The organism is Pseudomonas izuensis, assembly GCF_002356535.2.
Lineage (GTDB): Bacteria > Pseudomonadota > Gammaproteobacteria > Pseudomonadales > Pseudomonadaceae > Aquipseudomonas > Aquipseudomonas izuensis.
This window is the reverse complement of record NZ_AP017423.2, coordinates 1,383,851-1,407,662: the sequence shown is the minus strand read 5'-3', so window position 1 is coordinate 1,407,662 and position 23,812 is coordinate 1,383,851. Positions and strand designations below refer to the sequence as shown.

Below are 23,812 nucleotides of genomic sequence, written 5' to 3'. Positions count from 1 at the left end.
GATCGCTGCCATGTCACTCGCACTCGCTACCGCTGCCAAGCAACCCGAAGCCGCGATCTACCGCGCCACCATCCCGGCCGGCGAACCCTGGCTGATGGAGGTCAAGGCCGGCCAGACCCTGCGCATCCTCGACCTGGAAGGCAACCAGGCGGTCGATACTTTGTTCTACAGCCTCGCCAATCCGAAGGAACGCTACGACGTGCAACGCACCTTGCGCCGGCAGAACAGCGTCTACCTGAGCACCGGCAGCGTGCTGTGTTCCAACCTCGGCAAACCGATGCTGACCATCGTCGGCGACACCTGCGGCCGCCACGACACCCTCGGCGGCGCCTGCGCGCAAGAGAGCAACACCGTGCGCTACGCCCTGGAAAAACGCTACATGCACAGCTGCCGCGACAACTACCTGCGCGCGTGTGTGCACGATGGGCGACTGGGCAAGGGCGACATCGGGCCGAACATCAACTTCTTCATGAACGTGCCGGTCACCGCCGACGGCGGCCTGAGCTTTGAAGACGGGATTTCCGCGCCGGGCAAGTACGTCGACCTGCGCGCCGAGATGGACGTGATTGTGCTGATCTCCAACTGCCCGCAGCTGAACAACCCATGCAACGCCTACAACCCGACCCCTGCGGAGTTGCTGGTATGGAACTGAAAAGCCGTTTGCGTCGCTGGTTGTTTGCCCTCTGCCAGGCCCGCTCCGGGCAGTGCCTCAAAAAGCACTGATACCACGGAACCTGTGGGAGCGGGCTTGCCCGCGATAGGGCCAGCACATTCGATATTGATGTCGACTGACACACCGTCATCGCGGGCAAGCCCGCTCCCACAGGATGCGGTGGTGGTTTTAAGAGAACTGTTTTTTCCGCCGGGGACGACCCTGGTGCTCATCGAAAAACTGCGGGACGGCCCGCATCCCCTCCAGGGGTTATGCCATGTTCGAAAAAGTCCTGATTGCCAACCGTGGCGCCATCGCCTGCCGCATCCTGCGCACCTTGCGCGAACTGAACGTCCAGGGCGTCGCCGTTTACTCCGAGGCTGACGCCGCCAGTCTGCACCTCCTGCAAGCCGACGAAGCCCATAGCCTTGGGGAAGGTGCCGCTGCCGGCACGTATCTGGCGGTGGAAAAAATCCTCGCCATCGCCCAATCCACTGGCGCCACGGCAATCCATCCCGGCTACGGTTTTCTTTCGGAAAACGCCGCATTCGCCGAAGCCTGTGAAGCCGCCAACATCGCCTTCATCGGCCCGACACCCGAGCAACTGCGCGTATTCGGCCTCAAGCACACCGCCCGCGCCTTGGCCCGGCAACACGACGTGCCGCTGCTCGAAGGTACCGAGCTGCTCGACAGCCTAGAAGCCGCACTGCTCGCAGGCGAACAGGTCGGCTACCCGGTGATGCTTAAAAGCACTGCCGGCGGCGGTGGCATCGGCATGCGGGTGTGCCGCAGCGCGGCGGAGTTGAGTGAGTCCTTTGAAGCGGTCAAACGCCTGGGCCAGAACAACTTCAGTGATGCCGGAGTGTTCATCGAGAAGTACATCCAGCGCGCCCGGCACCTGGAAGTGCAGGTGTTCGGCGACGGTCAGGGTGAAGTGATCGCCCTCGGCGTACGTGATTGCTCGGTGCAACGACGCAACCAGAAAGTCCTGGAAGAAACCCCCGCGCCGAACTTGCCCGAAGGCATGGCCGACGAGCTGTGCGCGGCAGCGATCAAGCTGGCCAAAGCGGTGAACTACCGCAGCGCCGGCACCGTGGAGTTCGTGTTCGACAGCGATGCCCGGCGTTTTTATTTTCTGGAAGTGAACACCCGCTTGCAGGTCGAACATGGCGTCACCGAACAAGTGTGGGGTGTGGATCTGGTGCGCTGGATGGTGGCGCTGGCGGCGGGTGATCTACCGCCGCTGAGTGAATTGAGCAAGGGTTTGCGGGCCGAGGGGCATGCGATCCAGGCGCGGCTGTATGCCGAAGATCCGGGCCGGGATTTCCAACCGAGCCCCGGTTTGCTCACCGCGGTCAACTTCCCGGTCGCCGATGGCAAACAGCTGCGCATCGACACCTGGGTCGAAGCCGGTTGCGAGATCCCGCCGTACTTCGATCCGATGATTGCCAAGGTCATCAGTTGGGCGCCGAGCCGCGAAGAAGCGCGCGCCGATCTGCATCAGGCCTTGGGTGACAGCCTGCTCTATGGTGTGGAAACCAACCGCGATTACCTGCGACAAATCCTGCTCGATGCGCCGTTCGCCAGCGGCCAGCCGTGGACCCGTTGCCTTGAAGGCCTGGTCTATCAAGCCAACACCTTTGAAGTGCTCAGTGCTGGCACCCAGACCAGCGTTCAGGATTACCCCGGCCGCCTCGGCTATTGGGCTGTGGGTGTTCCACCGTCTGGTCCGATGGACAGCCGTGCCTTGCGCTTGGGCAATCTTTTGCTGGGCAACGATGAGGGCGCAGCCGCGCTGGAAATCACCATGAGCGGGCCATTGCTGCGCTTCAATTGCGAGGCGGTAGTCGCGGTGACCGGGGCGGTGATTCCACTGAAAATCGACGGCGAAACCGTGCCGATGAACACCTCACTTTGGGTGCCGGCAGGCGCTACGCTGAGCCTCGGCACCATCGCAGGTAAAGGCGCGCGCAGCTATCTGTGCCTGCGCGGTGGCCTGCAAGTGCCGGATTATCTGGGCAGTAAAAGTACCTTTACCCTGGGTCAGTTCGGCGGTCACGGGGGCCGCGCCTTGCGGGCCGGCGATGTATTGCATGTGCCGGCCTTGATCGATCGCAACGCCGGTCAGCAACTGGCTGAAGATCAGGTCAGCGAGCTACCCCACGTACGGCAGGTCCGGGTGATTTACGGCCCCCACGGTGCGCCGGAATATTTCACGGAAAACTACATTGGCACCTTCTTCAATACCCAGTGGGAAGTGCATTTCAACTCCAGCCGCACCGGCGTGCGCCTTATCGGACCGAAACCGGAATGGGTACGCGCCGACGGTGGCGAGGCCGGGCTGCATCCGTCGAATATTCATGACAATCCCTATGCAATTGGCGCAGTGGACTTCACCGGGGACATGCCGGTGATCCTCGGCCCGGACGGTCCGAGCCTTGGCGGGTTTGTGTGCCCGGTGACAGTGATCGAGGCGGATCTTTGGCAGTTGGGACAGCTCAAGGCTGGGGACAAGGTGCAGTTCCAACCCGTCGACCTCAAAACCGCCCGTACACTGGCCCTGAAATGGAATACCCACTGTGGGAGCGAGCCTGCTCGCGAAAGCGGTGTGTCAGGCACAGAAATGCTGACTAACACGCCCTCTTCGCGAGCAGGCTCGCTCCCACAAGGAATTGCGTCGCCTGTGGTTCTGGATATTGGGCAAGAAGACACTCGATTGGTGGCAAGGCTTTCGGGCGACACTCATTTGCTCCTGGAAATCGGCGCCCCCGAACTCGACCTGGTCCTGCGCTTCCGTGCCCATGCCCTGATGCAGGCCCTGGAAAGCAAACATCTGTACGGCGTGATCGACCTGACACCCGGCATCCGCTCGCTGCAAGTGCACTACCACCCCGAACAACTGCCACTGGCCGATCTGCTCGGCATCGTCGCCGGTGAATGGGACGCCGTGTGCGCCGCCAAAGACCTGCAAGTGCCGTCGCGCATCGTCCACCTGCCACTGTCCTGGGACGATCCGGCGTGCCAGTTGGCGATCGAAAAATACATGACCACCGTGCGCAAGGACGCGCCGTGGTGCCCGAGCAACCTGGAGTTCATCCGCCGCATCAACGACCTGCCGAACCTCGATGAAGTACAGCGCACGGTGTTCGACGCCAGCTATCTGGTGATGGGCCTGGGGGACGTCTACCTCGGCGCACCGGTTGCCACTCCGCTCGATCCGCGGCATCGCCTGGTGACCACCAAGTACAACCCGGCGCGCACCTGGACCGCGGAGAACTCGGTGGGCATCGGTGGTGCCTATATGTGCGTGTACGGCATGGAAGGCCCCGGTGGTTATCAGTTCGTCGGGCGCACCTTGCAGATGTGGAACCGCTACCGTGAAGTCGCTGCGTTCGATGGTAAGCCGTGGCTGTTGCGCTTCTTCGACCAGATCCGCTTTTACCCGGTGAGCGCCGATGAACTGCTGCGCATTCGCCGGGATTTCCCCCTCGGGCGCTTCGAGCTGGACATCGAGCACAGTCAGTTGAACCTGGCGGACTACCAGGCGTTTTTGGCTCGGGAAGCCACGAGCATCACCGCGTTCCGCGATCAGCAAAAAGGCGCATTCAATGCCGAGCGCGAACGTTGGATCGCCAGTGGCCAGGCGCACTTCGACAGCGAGGAAGCGACTGCGCAAATGCCCGATGACGCACCGCTCGGCAGCGATCAAATGAGCGTCGACAGCCACATCGCCGGCAACCTCTGGCAGGTCCAGGTGGAAACCGGTCACCGGGTCGAGGCTGGCGACGTGCTGGTGATTCTGGAGTCGATGAAGATGGAAATTCCGCTGCTCGCCCCGACGGCTGGCGTGGTTCGCGAAATTCGCGTGCAACCGGGTTCGGCGGTGTGCGCCGGACAGCGCGTTGTGGTGCTGGAACTCGACTGAACCCATTTGAAAAGGATTAACACCATGAACCTGCAACTCGATGCCCTGCGCACGGCCTACCGCACCGGCGAGACCACACCACGCCAACTGCTGTTGGCCTTGCGGGAAAAAGCCGCCGCGCTGAACCCGGACTTTCACCTGTTTATCCATTTGCTCAGCATTGAGGAACTGGAGCCGTTTCTGACCGCGCTCGACGGCCGCGACATCGACAGCCTGCCGCTGTACGGCGTGCCTTTCGCGATCAAGGACAACATCGATCTGGCGGGCATACCGACCACCGCGGCTTGCCCGGCGTTTGCCTATGTGCCTGAACACTCGGCAACCATCGTCGAGCAATTGCTGGCACTGGGGGCGATTCCTCTGGGCAAGACCAACCTGGACCAGTTCGCCACGGGCCTCAATGGCAGTCGCTCTCCCTACGGTGCCTGCCCTAACAGCGTGCTGCCCGAGTATCCGTCGGGCGGCTCCAGTGCCGGCTCGTCGCTGGCAGTGGCGCTCGGTGTGGCGAGTTTTTCACTGGGCACCGACACGGCGGGCTCCGGACGGGTGCCGGCGGCATTGAATAATCTGGTCGGGATGAAAGCCACCAAAGGCTTGATCTCCACGGCGGGCGTGGTGCCTGCCTGTCGCACGCTGGATTGCGTGACCACGTTCACCGCCACCGCCCGGGAGGCCAGTCAGTTGCTGGCACTGACCGCACGTCTCGACCCGCGGGATGAGTACAGCCGCAACAATCCACTGTGGAATGACGGCTCGGCGTTCGGCACGCCTGGCCCCTTCCGGTTTGGCGTACCACGAACACAGGATCTGGCGTTTTTCGGCTGCAGCCAAGGTCCGGTGCTGTTCGAGGAAGCCATCCAACGCCTCAAGGCATTGGGCGGCGAAGCGGTAGAACTGGATCTGTCGCCGTTCCTGGAAGCTGCGCGCCTGCTTTACGAAGGCCCGTGGGTGGCCGAGCGCTACAGCGTGGCCGGCGGATTGATGGAACAAAACCCCGAAGCCGTGCTGCCGGTGATTCGTGCGGTGCTGGCCAAGGCGCCAGCGGTAAGCGGTGTGCAAACCTTCCGCGCCCAGTATCGGCTGCAAGTCCTGAAAGCCCTGTGCGACAAGGCGTTGGAAAATCTGGATTGCGTGGTGACGCCGACCATCGGCCGCCCTGTCACGCTGGCTGAACTGGACGCTGAGCCCGTCCTGCGCAATTCGGAACTGGGTTACTACACCAACTTCATGAACCTGCTCGACTACGCCGCCGTCGCCGTGCCCAGCGGCTTCATGGGCAACGGCTTGCCGTGGGGCGTGACGCTGTTTGGCCGGGCGTTTACCGATCAATACCTGCTGAGCGTGGCCGATGGCTTGGAGCGCCTGCAAGGTCTGGCAGCGTCAGCACCGGCAACGGTTGCACGCAATGATCGTGCACGCCTGGTGGTCTGTGGCGCGCATCTGGAGGGGCTGGCGCTGAACTGGCAGCTCAAACAGCGCGGCGCCCGGCGGGTGGAAACAACGTTCAGCTCACCCGACTATCACCTGTATGCCCTGGCGGGTGGTCCGCCCTTTCGTCCGGGTATGGTTCGGGTAAGAGATGGCGGTGTGGCGATTGCCGTGGAAGTGTGGGAATTGCCGAGCAGCGAGTTGGGTTCGTTCCTCACCGGCATCCCGGCGCCGTTGGGCCTGGGCAAGGTGCAACTGGCGGATGGGCGCTGGGAGAGCGGGTTTATCTGTGAGGCGAATGGATTGGAGGGGGCAGTGGATATCAGTCATCTGGGCGGCTGGCGGGCGTATCTGAAAAACCTGCGTTGACCTCTCGATTCGCTGGCAAGTCAGCTCCTACAGGTCCGGTGCAATACCTGTGGGAGCTGGCTTGCCAGCGAAGGCGTCAGCCCAGACGCTGCCATCCCTGATCCATACCGATTCGCCCTACAAATGCAGCAGCCATTTCCCCGCCGTTACCACTAGAATGCAGGCCATCGGATCAATGCCAACGGAACTGCCATGCCGCTTCGCTCGCCGCTGTACTCTCAACGCTCGTTGGTGCTCACGCTGGTCGCATTGTTGGGCGCGGGATTCCTGGCCACCTCCTTCCTCAGTTACTACGCCTCGCGAGCGTCGATCCGCGACAACATCGTCAACACCGAACTGCCGCTGACATCGGACACCGTCTACTCGGAAATCCAGAAGGATCTTGTCAGACCGATCCTGATTTCCTCGATGATGTCCCGCGATACCTTCATGCGCGACTGGGTGGTGAACGGCGAACGCGACTCCGACCAGATGACCCGCTACCTCAACGAGGTCATGACCCACTACGGCGCCTACACGGCTTTTTTCGTTTCCGATACCAGCCTGACCTACTATCACGCCAAGGGCGTGCTCAAGCAGGTCAAAGCTACCGAGCCCCGCGATGCCTGGTACTTTCGCGTGCGTGACATGAAAGATCCCTACGAGATCAACGTCGATCCGGACCTTGCCAACAAGGACAACCTGACCGTCTTCATCAATTACAAGGTCTACGACTACAACAACCGTTTCATCGGTGCCGCGGGTGTCGGGCTGACGGTCGATGCGGTGATCAAGCTGATCGACAAATACCAGCGGCGCTACCAACGCAGCGTGTACTTCGTCGACACCTTCGGGCGCCTGGTACTGACCGGCGCCGAGGGCGGGCCCGATGGCGCACGGGCCGGACAGACCCTGGGTGAACTCGAAGGCATGAAGAACCTGGTCAGCCAATTGCCCAAGCCCCACAGCGGCAGCTACGAATATTCCGGCCAGGGCCAGGGGCATTTCCTCAACGTGCGGTTCATTCCGGAGCTGAACTGGTACTTGTTCGTCGACAAACGCGAAGACGGCGACCTCAGTGACATCCGTCGTTCGCTGTACCTCAACCTGCTGATCTGCCTGGTCGTCACCCTGACCGTGCTGGCCCTGCTCAACCGGGTGATCAAGCGCTTTCAGAGCAAGATCCACGCCCAGGCAACACTCGACAGCCTGACTGAACTGCCGAACCGACGTGGCTTCGACCTGTTGGCTGCGCAAGCCATGCACGAGGCCCGGCGCGAACCCAGGCCACTGACCGCGCTGCTGCTTGACCTGGATCACTTCAAAGCCTTGAACGACACCTACGGGCACCTGGCCGGCGATCAGGTGCTGATCGGTTTTGCCCGGGATCTGGAAAGCTGCCTGCGCCATTCCGACATCGTCTGTCGCTGGGGCGGCGAAGAGTTCATCGTGCTGCTCAAGGACACCGATGGTAAAACCGGCCTGATGATTGCCGAGAAGATTCGTCAGCATGTGGAACACCAGCGTTATGCCTACAACGTCAGTAGTTTGCAGCTGACAGTCAGCATCGGCCTGACCACCCTGCAACCCGATGACACCTTGCACACATTGCTGTCGCGGGCCGATCATGCGATGTATCGGGCCAAGCAAAGTGGCCGCAACCGTACCTGCGTGGAAATGCCCCACTCCATTTATGAACCAGCCTGACCTCTGCCCGGCCTGCGGTGCATCCAACGACTGCACCCTGGCCGACCCGCGAACCGCCGATCGGGCGTGCTGGTGCTACGGCGTCAGTATCGACCCGGCGGTCCTTGAAGCGCTGCCGGCCGAACTGCGCAACGCCTCCTGCCTGTGCCCGCGCTGCGCCGAGGTCGAGGCGCAGTTGCAAGCAGTGCCCCAGCCAATCAAGTAAGATGCGCAGCCCTTTGCTCACTGATCCTTGAGTCATGCGCGTCGACCGTTTTCTCAGCAACCTGCCCCGCTTCAACCGTAAGCAAGTACGCCTGTTGCTGGTGGAAAAGCGCGTCCGGATTGACGGAACAATCGTCAGTGACCCGCATGCCGAAGTCCGTGAGTTCAGCCGGGTCGAAGTCGATGACGAGGTCCTGCAAACCGGCAAGCCGCTGCGTCACTTCATGCTGCACAAACCGGCCGGTTGTGTCAGCGCCACTCGAGATCCACAGCACCCGACCGTGCTCGACCTGATCCATGAACCGGACAGGGACGATCTGCACATCGCCGGACGCCTGGACTTCAACACCACCGGCCTGATGCTGATCACCAATGACGGCAGCTGGTCGCGCCGCCTGACCCAACCGCAGACCAAACTGCCAAAGGTCTACTACGTCGAAACCGAACAGGTCATCGGCCCCGAATACGCCACCAAGTTCATGCAAGGCCTGTACTTCGCCTTCGAAGACCTCACCACTCAACCCGCCGGGCTAGAGCTGCTGGGACCGACATCGGCGCGCCTGAGCATCGTCGAGGGCCGTTACCATCAGGTGAAGCGCATGTTCGGACATTTCGACAACAAGGTGCTGCGCCTGCACCGCGAACGCATGGGCCCATTGGTACTCGACGACAGGTTGAAACCGGGCGAATACCGCCCACTGAGCGACGAAGAGATCCGATCGATCTAAGGGCACGACCGCTCAGCAGAAAGTTGTCGAACAATTTATCAACGGCACTTGCGCAATCATGTGACCCCTGCTTGAATCAGGACGTCGGCCGAAATGTGACCGACGAGTCACAAGATACGTCTAAGAAACTTTTTGCCGGTAGGAACCCTTGGGTTCCGGCCTCACCCGGCAGACTGCCCGCCAATAACAATACCCGTCGACCGGACTGCAGTGGATCGACATGGGCTAACAAATTCCAAGGCATATGCCTACCTGTCACAAAGCTCGTGCAATCTCTTTTGCGCGCATACCCGCTTGCCAGGAGTCTTATGACATGAGGCCAGAAATCGCTGTGCTGGATATACAGGGTCAGTATCGGGTTTACACGGAGTTCTATCGCGCAGACGCCGCAGAGAAGACCATTATTCTGGTCAACGGCTCGATGTCCACGACTGCGTCGTTTGCCCAAACCGTGAAAAACCTCTATCCGCATTTCAACGTGGTCTGCTACGACCAGCCCTACGCGGGCAAGTCAAAAGCCCACAACCTGCATGAGAAAATGCTGACCAAGGAAATCGAAGGGCAGATCCTCCTGGAGCTGATCGAGCACTTCGCCGCCGAACACGTGCTGTCGTTTTCCTTTGGTGGTGCCGCGACCCTTGTGGCGCTGTCGCAACAGCCACGCCGGATCGAAAAAGCCGTCATCAGCTCGTTCTCCCCGGTGGTCAACGCCCACATGCTCGATTACCTCGAACGTGGTGTCGATTACCTCGGCAACCGCGACGGCGACCGGGTCGGCAACCTGGTGAACAGCACCATCGGCAAACACTTGCCGTCGTTGTTCAAACGGTTCAACTACCGACACGTCAGCAGCCTGGCCGAGCATGAATACGGGCAGATGCACTTTCACATCAGCGATGTGCTTAACAGTGATCGGTACTGCTACCTCAACGCGGCGAAGAAAATCAATGTGCCGGTGCTGTTCATGAATGGCGAATGGGACGAGTACACCGCCGCCGAGGACGCCCGACTGTTCGCCGGCCACGTGCAACACAGCACCTTCAGCACCTTGCAGGCCACCGGGCACTTTCTCGACATGGAACACAAAGCCGCCTGCCGAGACAGCCGCAATGCACTGATGGGGTTCCTGAAACCGGCGCAGCATGAGGGCCGACCGCGTTTCCACTACGCCCAGGACCATCATGCATTGGCCATCTGAAACAGCGTCATCGCGAGCAAGCCCCGCTCTGCAAGAGCAGGCTTGCCCGCGAACGACCGCAACGCGGTCCGCTTTGTTTCATTTGCGCTAAAGCCATCTGCCGCAAAGAAAAACTTCATTTCCACGGTCACATCTGGTACAAAGTCAACCGCTCCAGGCGGGTGTCGTATAATGGCATTACTCCAGCTTCCCAAGCTGATAACGAGGGTTCGATTCCCTTCACCCGCTCCAATCGAATTTCAGTCCCACGTTGGTTTTTGACGGGGGATACAGGTAAAGAAAAAACCGGCCTTGATGGCCGGTTTTTTTGTGTCTGGGGTTTAGTGGGATTGGGCTTGTGAGTCATTAGTCGTTTCCCTGATCGATCAGCAAGTGCCTATGGTCGATAGCGACTATTCTGAGACCTGTTAGCGTTTTTTTCGCAAAACACGGATTTATTATCAAATTCCGTCTGTTTTTAGTCTTTTCATTCTTTCGAAATTAACGTTTTCGCATAAGAGCAACGATCCGTTAGCGTTTTTCTTGTCTCAGTAAAGGATTTCGTCAATGCAAGCCGGTTTCAAGACCCTCGCGACCCGTTACGACATCACCCGTTTTAATCGACTCACCCTCGCTACGTGCAACATCTGCAATTGACCTAAAGATAATTGTGGTCGTTATCGGTATCTCCACCAGCATCGTCCAAGGGCCCAAGAAGCCTGCCGCAGCGCCAGTTACAACCACGGACCCCATATAAGTCTTGTTCCAGGATCGCTCGCCAATTGAGTCGTCCATGGTCCTGGCGGCGGTACGCGCGCACCTCAACAGGGCAGTCTCCAAAGTACTGTTGACACGTTTGTTAGCACCTTTAGGCAGCCTCTTGATGGTGGCTTCGATAGGAGTGCCCAACATACTGGTCAACTGAGCAACCAAGCCGGGGTTCGCGAGAAGGTTTTTGGCGTGCTGCAAAGAGCGTCGATCTTCCGGAGCAAGCGGTCTCAAATCTGGAGGATTTTTCATGGCCAGGCATCGTGTCCTTCAATAGCCTTTATGAATTTCAGCTTAGCTCTTTCCCATGATTGAACGAGGCTTACCTGAAGCAAAAGAGCAGAAAGGTATCGCCCGTGGACACTGCTCAGCGAAAATTTCGGGTGCTGTCTACTTTCGGCAAAACCTCGCAATACACAAAGCAGCTCAATTCCGGCTTGCTCCAAGCCGTTGATGCAGCGCCCTCCTAGACTCGGTACCTATCGCTTTCCCATCGAGCACAGGACGATTCGGTGGGTATAGTGTTGATTACAAAAAATCAGTAGGTATAGTAACCACAAGCACACCACAGGGAGGTGATGTGAATAGCCGACTTTTGATAAGCCAACTCGTTGCGGACGGCTGGTATCTGGTACGAATCAGAGGCAGCCACCATCACTTCAAGCATCCGACCAAACCGGGGCTGGTGACGGTTCCTCATCCCAAAAAAGATCTGCTCAAAAAAACGGCCATCAGTATTTTGCAACAGGCGCTGCTGTGACCAGCCCGGTGCGCGGAGTCCTCGGAGGACAATGAACATGCTTTACCCAATTGCGATTTCAATGGGCGATGACGAACATGCCTGGGGTGTGGAAGTGCCCGACATTCCGGGGTGCTTTTCCGCCGGGGAAGATCTGGATGACGCGATGGCGATGGCCCGGGAAGCCATTGAAGGCCACTTCGAAATTCTGGCCGAAGATGATTCGCCAATCCCGCCCGCAAGCAAAGTGACCCTGCATGCAGCCAACCCGAAGTACACGGGCTGTGCGTGGGCATTGGTGGACATCGACGTTACCAAATATCTGGGTAAGGCCCAGAAGCTGAACATCACGCTGCCAGGCTACCTGCTCAACCGGATTGATGAATACGTGCTGCACCACCCTGAGGAAAAAAGCCGTTCGGGTTTTCTGGCATCGGCAGCACTGAAGGTATTACAGCAGAACTGATAATCTTAGGTGGCTGCGCGTGACGGTTGCGATGTGCTGGACGCTATCGCTCGACGCATGGATACAGAGCCATCTTGACGGCTCAACCTGTGGGAGTGGGCCAGCTATCGCGAGCCAGCTCACTCCCACACAGTTGCCAAACAAAGGGGCAGAACACGCCAGACGTCGATTACGCGCTTCGGCGTTTCAACCGCCCAAAAAAATCAGCCTTATCAAAAGACTTCGCAATGCGTTTGCCTGCGGGTGTCGAAGGCAACTCGATTGTTCTGTGAACCAGGAACGTTAATGCTGTAATGACTGTGAAGGACAGGAGCAAAGCAATCGCAGTTTCATGCAGAAATTTGTACACAATATAAAAAACAACATAACCACAAGTACCATGCAAAAGATAAAGCGGATAGGACACTTCCGCCAACTTATCCATGAAACTGAAATAGGGAACCTTATCACCGAGCAACAACAACACTACAAACACAAGCGTCGCGAACAAGTGATTAAAGTAGATGACACTCGATGTGCCCCCCACATGATACTGAAGGGTCAAGTTATTCATCACGAGCAGCGCAACCACCACAAGCGCGGTTTTCACCACCGACCAGTTTCCAGCATTGAAGTTATAGAGTGCCATGCCGATAAACATGGGAACGAGAAATGTGCCATTGGTCGCGATAACGTTCAAATACCGCCTATAGACCTCATAGGGACCATTGCAATACGTATAAGCGATACTGACGAAAAGAAAAGCCAAGGCCATTACCAAAACGACCCACGCTTTTTTCTGCCCGGAGAAAAAACTTAAAACGAAACAGATAACGTAAAAATGCACCTCTATCTCAAGGGTCCAAATCGCCGTATCGATGTAGGGATGCCCCACCACATCCCTGATGAGCATGGCATTTGCGAGGACACTCGAAACCGAAAAAGGGGCAACTGTATTTCCTTCAAGGAGCCGTCCAAACAATATAACGAGGGCTGTAATGACTGTGCATGCAAAAGCGGTCGGAAGAATCCTCGCAATTCTACGAATAACATAATTAGCCCGGCTACCTTTCTCCAGCGAGACGGGAATTATGAAACCGCTAATAATAAAAAACAGTGCAAGCCCGAAGTAAACTTCTCGAAAATCAACAGGAACAATCTTGCCCACAGCGCCAGCATACCCAAACACCGCCATGGGTGCCTGGTAGGCAGGAAGTGCCGATTGAAAAATCGTAGTATCCAATGAAGCCGGGGCCAGCAAAAACGTCAACCAATGAACATACACAATCAGCAGACAGGCCAATCCGCGCGCAAACTGTAAAAACCACATTTTGTTATTATTTTTATCGGGGGTCATGCGATCCATATTGCATCCATTCTTATTAGTAGATCCAGCATCCCTTGCCCCCGCAAGGACCTCAAAAGCAGCCAAGCGCGGTCACGCAATGTGAATGTATCAATTTATACACAATGCCAGGCTTCATTGGAATGCTGTGCAGGAAGGATCCGGAGGTACAAAAATACGTGACCAATTAGTCGAAATCCGAACCCCGACAAACGCAAACAAGTAGCACCCTGCCGCTCGTATAGATTGCGTATAGATTCCCGCCCCCCAGTAAAGAAGCCGTAGAGCAGCGTTGAGCCGAACGGCGGATGCCTTACTCTCCCCGCTCACCGTTCGCTCAGAGGTCAGAGGTCAGCATGGACAGTTCAGAGTTGGGGATCATGATCATTTCGATGATCGGGTTGTTCGGCTTTGCTTCGTTTGTTTTTGAATATTTGAGTGCCAGGCGCTCAAAAAGAAGCAAACCGCAGTGATTTTTCCCAGCGATCAAGAAGAAGGGCAGAAGACCGGTAACCTCTGCCCCTTTTTCACATCAGCGAGTCGCGACCAGAAACAATCGTGGGAATGGCAACAACACTGAGCCATCGGCCAGTGCCGGATAGGCCTGTTCGATGGCAGCCAGATACTGCTTCAAATACTCCGCCCGCTCAGCCTCATCCAAAGGCTCGAGAAACGGCCGCAATCCGCTGCCCTTGAACCACTCGACCACACCCGAGGCGCCCCCCGCCAGTGGATGATGGTAAGTGGTGCGCCACACATCGACGCGGGTACAGCAGGCTTTCAGAATTGAGTAATAGCCACTGGCATCGGCCATTTCGGTGCGTTGCCCGGCAGCTCCGGCAAGTTTGCCCGCCCAGGGACCAACACCCGCAACTTCGCGCATCAAACGGTGCGAGGGTTCATTGAGGTTGTCCGGCATCTGAATCGCCAGACTGCCACCGGGTGCAAGCTTGTTCACCAGCGAAGGCAATAGCGCAGCGTGATCCGGCACCCACTGCAACACCGCGTTAGCGAAAATCACGTCGAACGGGCCGCTTTCGTTCCAGGTATCGATGTCGGCGATATCGAAACGCACCTGCGGCAAGCGCTTGCGGGCCGCTTCAATCATGTCGGCCGAGCTGTCGAGCCCGCGCACCGTGGCGTCGGCAAAGCGCTCCACCAGCAGCTCGGTCGAATTACCGGGGCCGCAACCGATGTCGATGGCCGAGCGCACCTCTGCGGCGGGGATTGCCGCCAGCAGGTCACGGGCAGGACGGGTGCGTTCATCTTCAAAAGCGACGTATTGCTGGGCGGACCAACTCATTGCGTTCTCCTTTCGTGGGTGCCGAAGCATCTTACCCCACGGCCACCCAGCGCTTTTCTCAGGACAGGCAAATAGAATTTTCAATAGGCCCCCACTGTCTGAACTTCAAGCGCCCTCTCACAAGGAAAACGGCCATGAAGTTCGCAAAAGTTGCGCAAAAACTCGCCCTATGGGCCGGTAGCCCCAGGACGTTCCTGGGGGCGATCCTGCTGATTTTCCTGTGGGGATTGAGCGGGCCGATTTTCCATTTCAACGATACCTGGCAACTGATCATCAATACCTCGACCACCATCATCACCTTCCTGATGGTGTTCCTGATCCAGAACACGCAGAACCGCGACACGGATATCTTGCATTTGAAGGTCGATGAATTGCTGCGCGTGACCAAGGACGCGCAGAACGCGATGTTGGGGCTCGAAGCGCTGGACCTCAAGGAGCTGGAGGCGCTGAGAAAACACTATCGCAGCCTGGGCGAGGGCCAGACCATTTCCATCGACGGCACCGTGGTCCAGGAGAAAGGCAAACAGGATCTGAATGAGTGCTGATCGACATTGCGCGGGTAGCCACAGGTCACCCGCGCACGGGAATGACTAGAGACTGGCTTGCAGGGCCTTGGCCATTTGCAGGTGATTCTGCAGTTTGGGCAGGGTTTCTTCGGCGAATGCCTTGATCTGCGGCACGTCGGTGGTCTGCGCCGTTTGCTCGAGCTGCTCAATGGCTTGCTCGTTCATTTTGACCTGACTGGCCGCGTAGGCTTCATCGAAGTTCGCGCCCTCCATGACTTCGGGCATCAAGGCCTTGGCCTTATCGACCACCTCTTCGCGCGGGGCCACCGGCAAGTCCAGTTGCCTGGCGATTTTCGCCAGGTGCTGGTTGGCGGTGGTGCGGTCGTTGATCACGACAATGGTGTAGTCCTTGATCTCTTTGGATTCGGTCTTCTGATGCGCCAGGCGACTGGCTTCGATGTCGGCAATACCTTGGGCCGAGGCATCGTTGATGAATTCGGCGGGCGTCTGGGCGAAGGCACTGCTGGCACACAGGCCCAGTAACGCGGCAAAACCGCAGCTGCATAATCGAGTGGCCATCCGGTTCATGGTCGCGCCCTCCTCTAAAAATTCAAACGGGAGCTTTCGCCCCCGCTTCTCAATCAAAACCACCAACATCCATTACTTCGATTTCTGTGCGGGCTTACGACCCATATCGGGTTTAGGCTCCTTATCGACAGTCGTGGTGGTGGTTTTCCCACCTTTGCGACCGGCTTCAGACGCCTTGGTTCGATCGTTGCCGAAGTTTCCCGAGTTCGAGTTTCTTGAGTTAGGCATGATTCTCTACCTCTTGGTGATAATCGCGGCGAGCAGTAGCCCGCATAGATTCTGAATTTGTCCGTGCCAAAAGGTTTAGAAAAATCCGGTCACGCCGCGACGAACGGCAGCCGACATTCAGACAAGCCGCAGGTGATGCTCGCGCTTGGCGCTGTACATCGCTTCATCGGCGTGCCGGAACAACTGTTGTTCTTCCGTGCCGTTCTCAGGGTATTGCGCCACGCCGATGCTGGGGTGGATATGCAGACTGTGGCCGTCCAGGCGCAGCGGCTGGGCCAGGACCTGACGGATTTTCCCGGCCACGCAGTCGGCATCGCCCGAGGCGTGGATGCTGTGCAACAACACCACAAACTCGTCACCACCAATGCGCGCCACCGTGTCGGTTTCACGCACACAGCCCTTGAGCCGATTGGCGACGGTCTGCAACAACATGTCGCCCACCGCATGGCCGTGGGTGTCGTTGACTTGCTTGAAGCGGTCAAGGTCGACATACAGCAGCGCCATGCGCCCACGGTCTTCGCGCGCCGCTTCCAATGCGGCCTTGAGCCGGTCGCGGAGCAATTCGCGGTTGGGCAGTTGGGTCAACTGGTCGTATTGGGCCATGCGTTGCAGCCGTGCGTGCAACTGCTTGCGCTCGATCGCCGTCGCGACCTGGGCGCAGACATACTGCAACAGCTCTTTATCCTGCTCGGTATAGCGCTCGCCGCCAGGGATGCTTTTGACGATCAGCGCGCCGATGGTACCGTTCTGCGAGTTCAGCGGCACACCCAGCCAGCACGATGAGTTCTGCCCGGTCACCAGCGCCTCGAATCCGATGGGCGGTTTCTCCTGGTTCGGGGTCAGCAGGATGGGCAGGCCGGTGCGGATGACCTCGGCACACAGGCGCCCGGTGATCGTACCGGGCTCGGGTTGCGGTTCGTGGTCGTCGACGTGATAAGGGAAATTCAGCTGCTCGCAGTGCTCGTCATACAGCGCCACGGAAAAATTCAGCGCCGGCAGCCATTCGCCGATGATCAGGTGGACACGTTTGAACAGCGCCAGCAAGTCTTCCGCCGCATGTGCCGCTTCGGAAATCGCGTACAGCGCTGCTTGCCGGGACTCGGCTTGCTTGCGTTCGGTGATGTCGCGGGCCACGGCGATGCGCAGCTGATCGACCTCCGACCAACGAGCCGACCACAGGATGTTCACCACCCGGCCATCTTTGCGCAGGTAGCGGTTCTCGAAATTCAGCTTGGGCTCGCCGCCCATGATCTCGCGTGCGGCATCGAGGGTGCGCTGGCGGTCGGCCGGGTGCACCAGATCGATCATCTGCTGACCGATCAACTCGTCGGGGGTGTAGCCAAAGACGCGCTCGCAGGCCGCACTGACAAATACGAAGCGACCTTGTTTGTCGACCGCGCAAACGGCGTCCAGCAAGAGGTCGATGTAGCTCGCCAACGGAGCGGAATTTCTGGTGGTCATGGTGCCGAGAACGTGTCCGAACGATGCAGCAATAAGAAACCATCCCTGACCCGTACCTATGCAACTGATGCAGTCCTGCAATCAGCGTCAAGCCTTGTTCGTCACCAGCCCCGGCAATGCATGCGCCAGGGCGTTGATGGCGAAACCGATAAACATCACCCCGCACAGACGGGTAATCGCCAGCTCATGGCGCTGATACAAGGTGCGCACCCGGCGCGCCCCGACAATGCCGATGAGGATAGCGTAGGCGATCAGGCCACCGACGAAGCTCAGGACGATCAGCCACGGCAACATCGACCAGGTCAGCAACTCGGCGCGGCTCGACAGCAAGGCCGTGAACGTCGCTACCGCCACCGGGTAGGCTTTCGGATTGGTCAAGCCAAACAGGATGCCATGCCAGAACGGCTGACGCGCTGGCCCCTCGGGAGCTTCGGCGCTGCTGCGACGCGCCCGCACGGCGCGCCAGCCGAGCCAGAACAGGTAGAGGCCGCTGAGCAAACCCAGCACATCGAACGCGGTGCTGCCGATTTCCCGCGCACCGACAATCGCCACCAGCGCCGTGCTGCACCAGATCACATCGCCCAGCAAATGCCCACAGAGAAACCCCGCCCCCGCCCGCCGCCCATGCGCCGCGCCAATCCCGAACACCGCCAGCACACCCGGCCCGGGGGTAATGCCATAGATGAAACCCGAGGCGAGCACGGCCATTAGCAGCGATGGGGTCATGGGAAGTCCTTTTGAACCGTTTGGTGAATGGTGGCCAGTCTATATCAGGTTTTTAGCTATCGACTGACTGATCGTCGAAGAACTTCATTCCCGCATACGGCCGCTCGCGACAGTTGACGCGGTTTTAGCCAAGTGGGTGTCGAGCCTTCGCTAATTACCGTTCCCAACACCAAACGCTCACCCTCTATCCTGTGCTACCCGCTCCGCTATTTTCTGATTCAACCAACTCAACGCCTGATCTCCGCCCCTTCGCTTGTGCCACACCAGCACAAAATCAAACGACGGAATGTGAAACGGTGGCGGCACGACGACCAATGACTGCTGATCAATATCGCGCAAGGCACGGGTTGCGACAGTGAGGATCAAGTCAGTGCCACTGATGAGTTCCGGGGCGACATTCCAGTGCGGCAGGCTGATGGCAACTCGACGGCGTTCACGCAAAGTCGTCAATGCTCGCTCGATTTCCGGCGTGCCGCTGCCGCGCATTTCCAGCAGGACGTGCGGGCGGCTCAGGTAGGTGGGCAGATCGAGCGCACCATCGACAGGCAAGGAGTTGCGGTCTACCAGACAGGCGTAGTGCTCTTCGAACAGCAGTGTGCTGCGCAGCTCGTTGGGCATTTCCGGAAACACGCCGATGGCAATATCGATGTCACCGTTGTACACACCGTCGAGCATGCCTTCGCGACTGGCATGGCTGATTTGCAGATCGATGCCCGGCGCTTCGCGGCGCAGCAAACGGGTCAATCCCGGCAGGACGATAGCGGCACCGTAGTCGGACATCGCCAGACGAAATGTGCGCTTGGCGGTGGCAGGTTCGAAGGCATTCGGTGCCAGCAGCGATTGCAGCTGGGCCAAGACTTCGGCCAGCGGCGCCATCAGCTCCAGCGCTCGCGGGGTTGGTACAAGACTGGCGCCGGCACGCACCAGCAGCGGATCGCCAAGCAGATCGCGCAATCGTGCGAGGGCATGACTGACGGCTGGTTGACTCAAGTGCAGACGTTCGGCGGCACGGGTCACGTGTTGCTCGCTGAGCAAGGTGTCGAGGATCACCAGCAAGTTGAGGTCGATGCGGCGCAGATCATTCATCTGATGCATGTTCTGGATAACAAAACGGAATTTAAATCTGCGCGATGAATACTCTAGAGTCCAGCAAAACCTGTTGGAGCATGATCATGAGTACGCTGCACGGAATCGGTCTTCTATTACTCGCCGTGATTGCCGGGGCTGTGGTGCCTTTCCAGAGTGCGATCAACTTCAACCTTGGACGCGGCTTGGGCCATCCATTGTGGGCGACGTTAGTGTCGTTGTTGGTGAGCATTCTGGTGTTGTTGCCGATCATACTGGCGATGCGCTTGCCACTGCCTTCTATGGCATTCATAGCCAAGGCCCCCTTGTGGATCTGGGCCGGGGGGGCTTTCGGTGTGTGTTTCATTTCGTTGGCCGTGGTGCTATTGCCCAAGCTGGGTGCTTCAGGGTTCCTGGCCCTGTCGCTGGCGGGGCAAGTGATGGCGTCGCTGGTGCTGGATCACTTTGGGTGGTTTGGGTTGCTGGAGCGGCAAGTCACCTTGCCGCGATTGGCGGGGGCGCTGTTGTTGATCGGCGGAGTCGTGTTGATTCAGTTTGCAAACGCGCCAGCCAAAGCGGTGATTGCAGCTTCTTGAAGATCAAAAGATCGCAGCCTTCGGCAGCTCCCACAGGGATGCGTGGTCTCTGTGGGAACTGCCGCAGTCTGCGATTTTTACGCCTTGTCGAGGGAACGCAGCTTCTGCGGCAGTCCCCACATCAACAGCGCCACGGCAATCAATGCGCAAACGCCGATGACATACAGCGCCGGTGTGGTACTGCCCGTCATGTCCTTGATCCGTCCGACCATGACCGGGCTGACGATGCCGCCGAACTGGCCCAGGGTATTGATCACCGCAATTCCGCCCGCAGCCCCGGCGCCAGCACCGGCCAACAGTTTCGGGGGCAGGGTCCAGAAGCTCGGGATCGAGGCGATGATCCCGGCGCCGAGCAAGCCCAGTGCAACAATCAGGAAGGTCGTGTGGTTGGCGAAAATGCCTGCGCAGAAGAAGCCGATGGCGCCGACCGCGACCAGCCCTGCGACAAACTTGCGCCGTTCGCCAGAGGCGTCGGACAAGCGCCCGATCACCACCATGCTGATGGCGCCGCAGATGTACGGAATGGCCGTCAGCAGACCGATCATCACCGGGCTCTCGGTACCGGCGCTGCGGATCAGTTGCGGTGCCCAGAAATTCAAGCCGTAGGACGCCACCTGAATCAGGAAGTAGATCAGGCCCAGGGTGAGGAAACCCGGGATTTTCAGCGCCGCCAGCAGCGAGCCGCCACTTTTGTGCGGTTCATGGTGAGCGATGCGACTGGCCAGCAGCGTCTTTTCCGAGGCCGTCAGCCAATGGGCGTCTTCGATGCGGTCCTTGAGCAGGGTCAGCACCAGTAAACCGAGGCCGATGCATGGCACGCCGCCGAGCAGGAACAGCCAGTGCCAGCCACGCATTTGCAGGAAGCCGTCGAGATGCTGCAGCACCAGCCCGGAGAACGGCGCGCCCACCAGGCCGGCAAAGGCAGACGACAGGAACAGCATCGAGGTGATGCGCCCACGATAGTGCTGCGGGAACCACAGCGTCAGGTAATACAGCACGCCCGGCGCAAAACCTGCCTCCATCGCGCCGATCACGAAGCGCAGGGTGTAGAACTGCCATTCGCTGTTGACGAAGACCATCAGCGCGGTGGCCAGGCCCCAGGACATCATGATCCGGGCGATCCAGCGACGGGCGCCGACCTTGTACAGCATCATGTTGCTGGGCACTTCGAAAATCACGTAACCGACCACGAACAACCCGGCACCCAGGCCATAGGCGGTATCGCTCAGGCTCAGGTCCGTCTGCAACTGGAACTTGGCGAAGCTGATGTTGATGCGGTCGAAAAACGCGAACAGGTAGCAGACCATGATCAGCGGCATCAATCGCCAGGCGACTTTGCTGACCAGGGCTTTTTCTTCATCGTGGCTAACGGCCGGGCTCGCGCCGGCCTCCAGTGCATTGAGGCTCATTGCGTTTCTCCAGGCGGACTTCCCGCAGGTGTCCGATTGTTTTTGTTGTCTGGTTAAGAACATCTTTGAACACGCTTTCTGTGGGAGCAAAGCTTGCTCGCGATAGCGGTGTATCAGTCGACATCAATGTTGGATGTGACTCAGTCATCGCGAGCAAGCTTTGCTCCCACAGAGGGGGGCGGTGTGGGGTCAGGAGGGCACGGGGTGCAGGTCGCAATTGCGTCCGGCCTTGGCCAGTTGACCGGGCACTTCGTGGCCAAGCAGTGCCGGCAGCCCTCGTGACAACTTCAGCAACAGCGGTAGATCGATCCCGGTGTGAATGCCGACTTCATCGCACAGGTTGACCAGGTCTTCGGTGCAGATGTTGCCCGAAGCCCCCGGTGCAAACGGGCAACCGCCGAGCCCGCCGAGTGCCGCATCGAAGCGTCGGGCACCGGCCTCGTAGGCGGCCAGCACATTGCACAGGCCCAGGCCGCGGGTGTTGTGGAAATGCAGGGTCAGGTCCGCCGGCGCCACTCGCTGCAATACTCGCCGCACCAAACGGTCGACCTGACGCGGGTTGGCCATGCCGGTGGTGTCGGCCAGGGTGATGCCCTGAATGCCGAGCTCCTGATAGGCGTCGACGATCTGCAACACCCGGTCCTCATCGATCTTGCCTTCGAACGGGCAGCCGAAGGTGGTGGCGATGCTGGCGTTGAGTCGCACCCGAGTGCCACTGGCAAACTGGACGATTTCGCCGAACGCGGCCAGCGAATCTTCACAGCGCATGCGCATGTTCGCCAGGTTGTGGGTCTGGCTGGCGGACATCACCAGGTTCAGCTCATCGGCGTTGCAGGCCAGCGCCCGTTGTGCGCCTTTGAGGTTGGGGATCAAGGCGACGTAGATCACCCCCGGCTGGCGGGTGATGCCCTTGAACACCAGCTCGCCATCGCGCAGTGCCGGAATGGCCTTGGGCGACACGAACGAACCGCCTTCGATGCGACTGAATCCAGCCAGCGACAATTGATCGATCAGGGCGATCTTGTCGACAGTTTCGACCCAGGTCGGCTCGATCTGCAAGCCGTCGCGCGGGGAGACTTCCTGGACGATCAGGCTATCTGCATAGTCAGTGATCATTGCACCACTCCTTCGACTTTCAGGCGTTCGATGTCCGCCAGCGTCAGACCAAGCTGCGCGAGGATGCCATCCGTGTGCTGGCCCAGTCCGGGGCCGGACCAGTTCACGCCACCGGGGGTTTCCGAGAGCTTGGGCACGATGCCCGGCATTTTCACCGTCGCACCGCCCGGCAGTTCGGCATTGAGCAGCATGTCCCGCGCCTGATAGTGCGGATCGGCAACGATATCGGCCACCGAATAGATGCGCCCGGCCGGGACTTCCGCGGTCTCCAGTGCCGCCAGCACCTCGTCGATCGGCAGGCTGCTGGTCCAGTGGGTGATCGCCGCATCGAGCAGATTGCTCTTGGCCGCACGCCCGTCGTTGTGGGCGAATTCCGGCGCTTCGGCCAGGTCCGTACGACCAATGGTGTTCATCAAACGACGGTAGATCGGATCGCTGTTGCCGGCGATGACCACATAGGCGCCATCGGCCGTCAGGTAGGTGTTGGAAGGCGCGATGCCCGGCAGCGCACCGCCGCTGCGCTCACGCACATGCCCCAGCATGTCGTACTCCGGCACCAGGCTTTCCATGACGTTGAACACGCTTTCGGCCAGGGACACATCGACGATTTGCCCACCGCCCTGCCCGGTCTTGACCCGCAGCAACGACATCAAGGCGCCAATCACCGCGTGCAGCGAAGCCAGCGAATCGCCAAGGCTGACGCCTACCCGCGCCGGCGGCGAGCCGGGAGTGCCGGTGGTGTAGCGGATGCCGCCCATAGCCTCGCCAATGGCGCCGAACCCCGGACGATCACGGTACGGGCCGGTCTGGCCATAACCGGAAATCCGCACCAGGGTCAGGTTGGGGTTAAGGGCGTGCAGCACGTCCCAACCCAGGCCGAGCTTTTCCAGGGCGCCGGGGCGCAGGTTTTCGATCAGCACGTCGGCGCTGGTCGCCAGTTGCTTGACCAGTTCAATGCCTTCGGGGGATTTCAGATTCAGCGCCAGGGACTTCTTGTTGCGCGATTGCAGGTACCACCACAGCGAGGTGCCTTCGTGCAGCTTGCGCCATTTGCGCAGGGGATCGCCCTGCCCCATGGCTTCGATCTTGATCACCTCGGCGCCGAACTCGGCCAGCATGCGTGCAGCGAACGGCGCGGCGATCAGCGTGCCGATCTCGATCACTTTGATTGCACTCAGGGGGGCAGTCATCGCGGGGTACCTCTTGTTCTTGGAATATGTGGCCAAGGCTAGAGGACCGGGGGCTTGGGAATCCAACCTTCAGTTGGCAACGGGCGTTCGCGAAATGCGAACGGCCTGAAAGACTAGCGTGACCTCAGGTCAGTCATCGCGGGCAAGCCCGCTCCCAC

General features: G+C 59.3%; 22 protein-coding genes and 1 tRNA gene. 12 read left to right on the top strand and 11 right to left on the bottom strand.

Going from position 1 to position 23,812, the window contains the following annotated elements:
• Positions 1–10: 10 nt before the first annotated feature.
• From LAB08_RS06300 to LAB08_RS06265, 8 genes are all read left to right on the top strand, one after another.
• The gene (locus LAB08_RS06300; RefSeq protein ID WP_096513018.1) at positions 11–652 is read left to right on the top strand and encodes an urea amidolyase associated protein UAAP2; all 642 of its coding nucleotides are present in this window, start codon (positions 11–13) and stop codon (positions 650–652) included.
• A gap of 277 nt (positions 653–929) precedes the next feature.
• The gene (gene uca / locus LAB08_RS06295; RefSeq protein ID WP_096513019.1) at positions 930–4,577 is read left to right on the top strand and encodes an urea carboxylase; all 3,648 of its coding nucleotides are present in this window, start codon (positions 930–932) and stop codon (positions 4,575–4,577) included.
• A gap of 24 nt (positions 4,578–4,601) precedes the next feature.
• The gene (atzF, locus tag LAB08_RS06290; RefSeq protein WP_096513020.1) at positions 4,602–6,374 is read left to right on the top strand and encodes an allophanate hydrolase; all 1,773 of its coding nucleotides are present in this window, start codon (positions 4,602–4,604) and stop codon (positions 6,372–6,374) included.
• A gap of 192 nt (positions 6,375–6,566) precedes the next feature.
• Positions 6,567–8,060 (top strand): sensor domain-containing diguanylate cyclase, encoded by a 1,494-nt coding sequence (locus LAB08_RS06285; protein WP_096513021.1) that lies wholly within the window; start codon positions 6,567–6,569, stop codon positions 8,058–8,060.
• The gene (locus LAB08_RS06280) at positions 8,047–8,265 is read left to right on the top strand and encodes a cysteine-rich CWC family protein (protein WP_096513022.1); all 219 of its coding nucleotides are present in this window, start codon (positions 8,047–8,049) and stop codon (positions 8,263–8,265) included. The genes LAB08_RS06285 and LAB08_RS06280 overlap by 14 nt, the downstream gene beginning before the upstream one ends.
• Positions 8,266–8,299: 34 nt before the next feature.
• A complete protein-coding gene (locus tag LAB08_RS06275) occupies positions 8,300–8,992 on the top strand; it encodes a pseudouridine synthase (RefSeq protein ID WP_096513023.1) in 693 nt (230 codons plus the stop codon).
• Between the two features lie 313 nt (positions 8,993–9,305).
• Positions 9,306–10,190 carry an alpha/beta fold hydrolase gene (locus LAB08_RS06270; RefSeq protein ID WP_096513024.1) on the top strand — a complete coding sequence of 295 codons (885 nt, stop codon included), beginning with the start codon at positions 9,306–9,308 and terminating at the stop codon, positions 10,188–10,190.
• Between the two features lie 157 nt (positions 10,191–10,347).
• A tRNA-Gly gene (locus tag LAB08_RS06265) sits at positions 10,348–10,421 on the top strand.
• A gap of 312 nt (positions 10,422–10,733) precedes the next feature.
• Here the strand turns inward: LAB08_RS06265 and LAB08_RS06260 are convergent.
• Positions 10,734–11,189, bottom strand: a complete 456-nt coding sequence (locus LAB08_RS06260; RefSeq protein ID WP_096513025.1) for an EcsC family protein — start codon at positions 11,187–11,189, stop codon at positions 10,734–10,736.
• A 328-nt stretch (positions 11,190–11,517) separates the two neighbouring features.
• Between LAB08_RS06260 and LAB08_RS06255 the strand changes: the two genes are divergently transcribed.
• Positions 11,518–11,697: a type II toxin-antitoxin system HicA family toxin gene (locus tag LAB08_RS06255; protein WP_096513026.1), complete on the top strand. Its 180-nt coding sequence runs from the start codon at positions 11,518–11,520 to the stop codon at positions 11,695–11,697.
• A gap of 37 nt (positions 11,698–11,734) precedes the next feature.
• Positions 11,735–12,142, top strand: a complete 408-nt coding sequence (locus LAB08_RS06250; RefSeq protein ID WP_096515535.1) for a type II toxin-antitoxin system HicB family antitoxin — start codon at positions 11,735–11,737, stop codon at positions 12,140–12,142.
• A 169-nt stretch (positions 12,143–12,311) separates the two neighbouring features.
• Here LAB08_RS06250 and LAB08_RS06245 read toward each other — a convergent pair whose 3' ends face one another.
• Both LAB08_RS06245 and tam read right to left on the bottom strand, forming a co-directional pair.
• The gene (locus LAB08_RS06245; protein WP_096513027.1) at positions 12,312–13,487 is read right to left on the bottom strand and encodes an acyltransferase family protein; all 1,176 of its coding nucleotides are present in this window, start codon (positions 13,485–13,487) and stop codon (positions 12,312–12,314) included.
• Between the two features lie 511 nt (positions 13,488–13,998).
• The gene (gene tam, locus LAB08_RS06240) at positions 13,999–14,769 is read right to left on the bottom strand and encodes a trans-aconitate 2-methyltransferase (RefSeq protein WP_096513028.1); all 771 of its coding nucleotides are present in this window, start codon (positions 14,767–14,769) and stop codon (positions 13,999–14,001) included.
• A 134-nt stretch (positions 14,770–14,903) separates the two neighbouring features.
• Between tam and LAB08_RS06235 the strand changes: the two genes are divergently transcribed.
• A complete protein-coding gene (locus LAB08_RS06235) occupies positions 14,904–15,314 on the top strand; it encodes a low affinity iron permease family protein (protein WP_096513029.1) in 411 nt (136 codons plus the stop codon).
• A 45-nt stretch (positions 15,315–15,359) separates the two neighbouring features.
• On the opposite strand, the gene LAB08_RS06230 is transcribed toward LAB08_RS06235, so the two are convergent.
• The 5 genes from LAB08_RS06230 to LAB08_RS06210 form a co-directional block, all read right to left on the bottom strand.
• Positions 15,360–15,863, bottom strand: coding sequence for a DUF4142 domain-containing protein (locus LAB08_RS06230; protein ID WP_096513030.1), 504 nt, complete (start codon positions 15,861–15,863; stop codon positions 15,360–15,362).
• A 72-nt stretch (positions 15,864–15,935) separates the two neighbouring features.
• Positions 15,936–16,091 (bottom strand): KGG domain-containing protein, encoded by a 156-nt coding sequence (locus LAB08_RS06225; protein WP_096513031.1) that lies wholly within the window; start codon positions 16,089–16,091, stop codon positions 15,936–15,938.
• A 117-nt stretch (positions 16,092–16,208) separates the two neighbouring features.
• Positions 16,209–17,552 (bottom strand): sensor domain-containing protein, encoded by a 1,344-nt coding sequence (locus tag LAB08_RS06220; protein WP_096513032.1) that lies wholly within the window; start codon positions 17,550–17,552, stop codon positions 16,209–16,211.
• Positions 17,553–17,639: 87 nt separating this feature from the next.
• A complete protein-coding gene (locus LAB08_RS06215) occupies positions 17,640–18,278 on the bottom strand; it encodes a LysE family translocator (RefSeq protein WP_096513033.1) in 639 nt (212 codons plus the stop codon).
• 177 nt (positions 18,279–18,455) lie between these two features.
• Complete coding sequence (locus tag LAB08_RS06210) at positions 18,456–19,373, bottom strand: LysR substrate-binding domain-containing protein (protein WP_096513034.1); 918 nt, start codon at positions 19,371–19,373, stop codon at positions 18,456–18,458.
• A 77-nt stretch (positions 19,374–19,450) separates the two neighbouring features.
• Between LAB08_RS06210 and LAB08_RS06205 the strand changes: the two genes are divergently transcribed.
• Positions 19,451–19,939 carry a DMT family transporter gene (locus LAB08_RS06205; protein WP_096513035.1) on the top strand — a complete coding sequence of 163 codons (489 nt, stop codon included), beginning with the start codon at positions 19,451–19,453 and terminating at the stop codon, positions 19,937–19,939.
• 77 nt (positions 19,940–20,016) lie between these two features.
• On the opposite strand, the gene LAB08_RS06200 is transcribed toward LAB08_RS06205, so the two are convergent.
• From LAB08_RS06200 to LAB08_RS06190, 3 genes are all read right to left on the bottom strand, one after another.
• Positions 20,017–21,348, bottom strand: coding sequence for an MFS transporter (locus LAB08_RS06200; protein ID WP_096513036.1), 1,332 nt, complete (start codon positions 21,346–21,348; stop codon positions 20,017–20,019).
• A gap of 189 nt (positions 21,349–21,537) precedes the next feature.
• Positions 21,538–22,464: a hydroxymethylglutaryl-CoA lyase gene (locus LAB08_RS06195; protein WP_096513038.1), complete on the bottom strand. Its 927-nt coding sequence runs from the start codon at positions 22,462–22,464 to the stop codon at positions 21,538–21,540.
• The gene (locus tag LAB08_RS06190; RefSeq protein WP_096513039.1) at positions 22,461–23,654 is read right to left on the bottom strand and encodes a CaiB/BaiF CoA transferase family protein; all 1,194 of its coding nucleotides are present in this window, start codon (positions 23,652–23,654) and stop codon (positions 22,461–22,463) included. Before LAB08_RS06190 ends, LAB08_RS06195 begins: the two co-directional genes overlap by 4 nt.
• Positions 23,655–23,812: the final 158 nt, after the last annotated feature.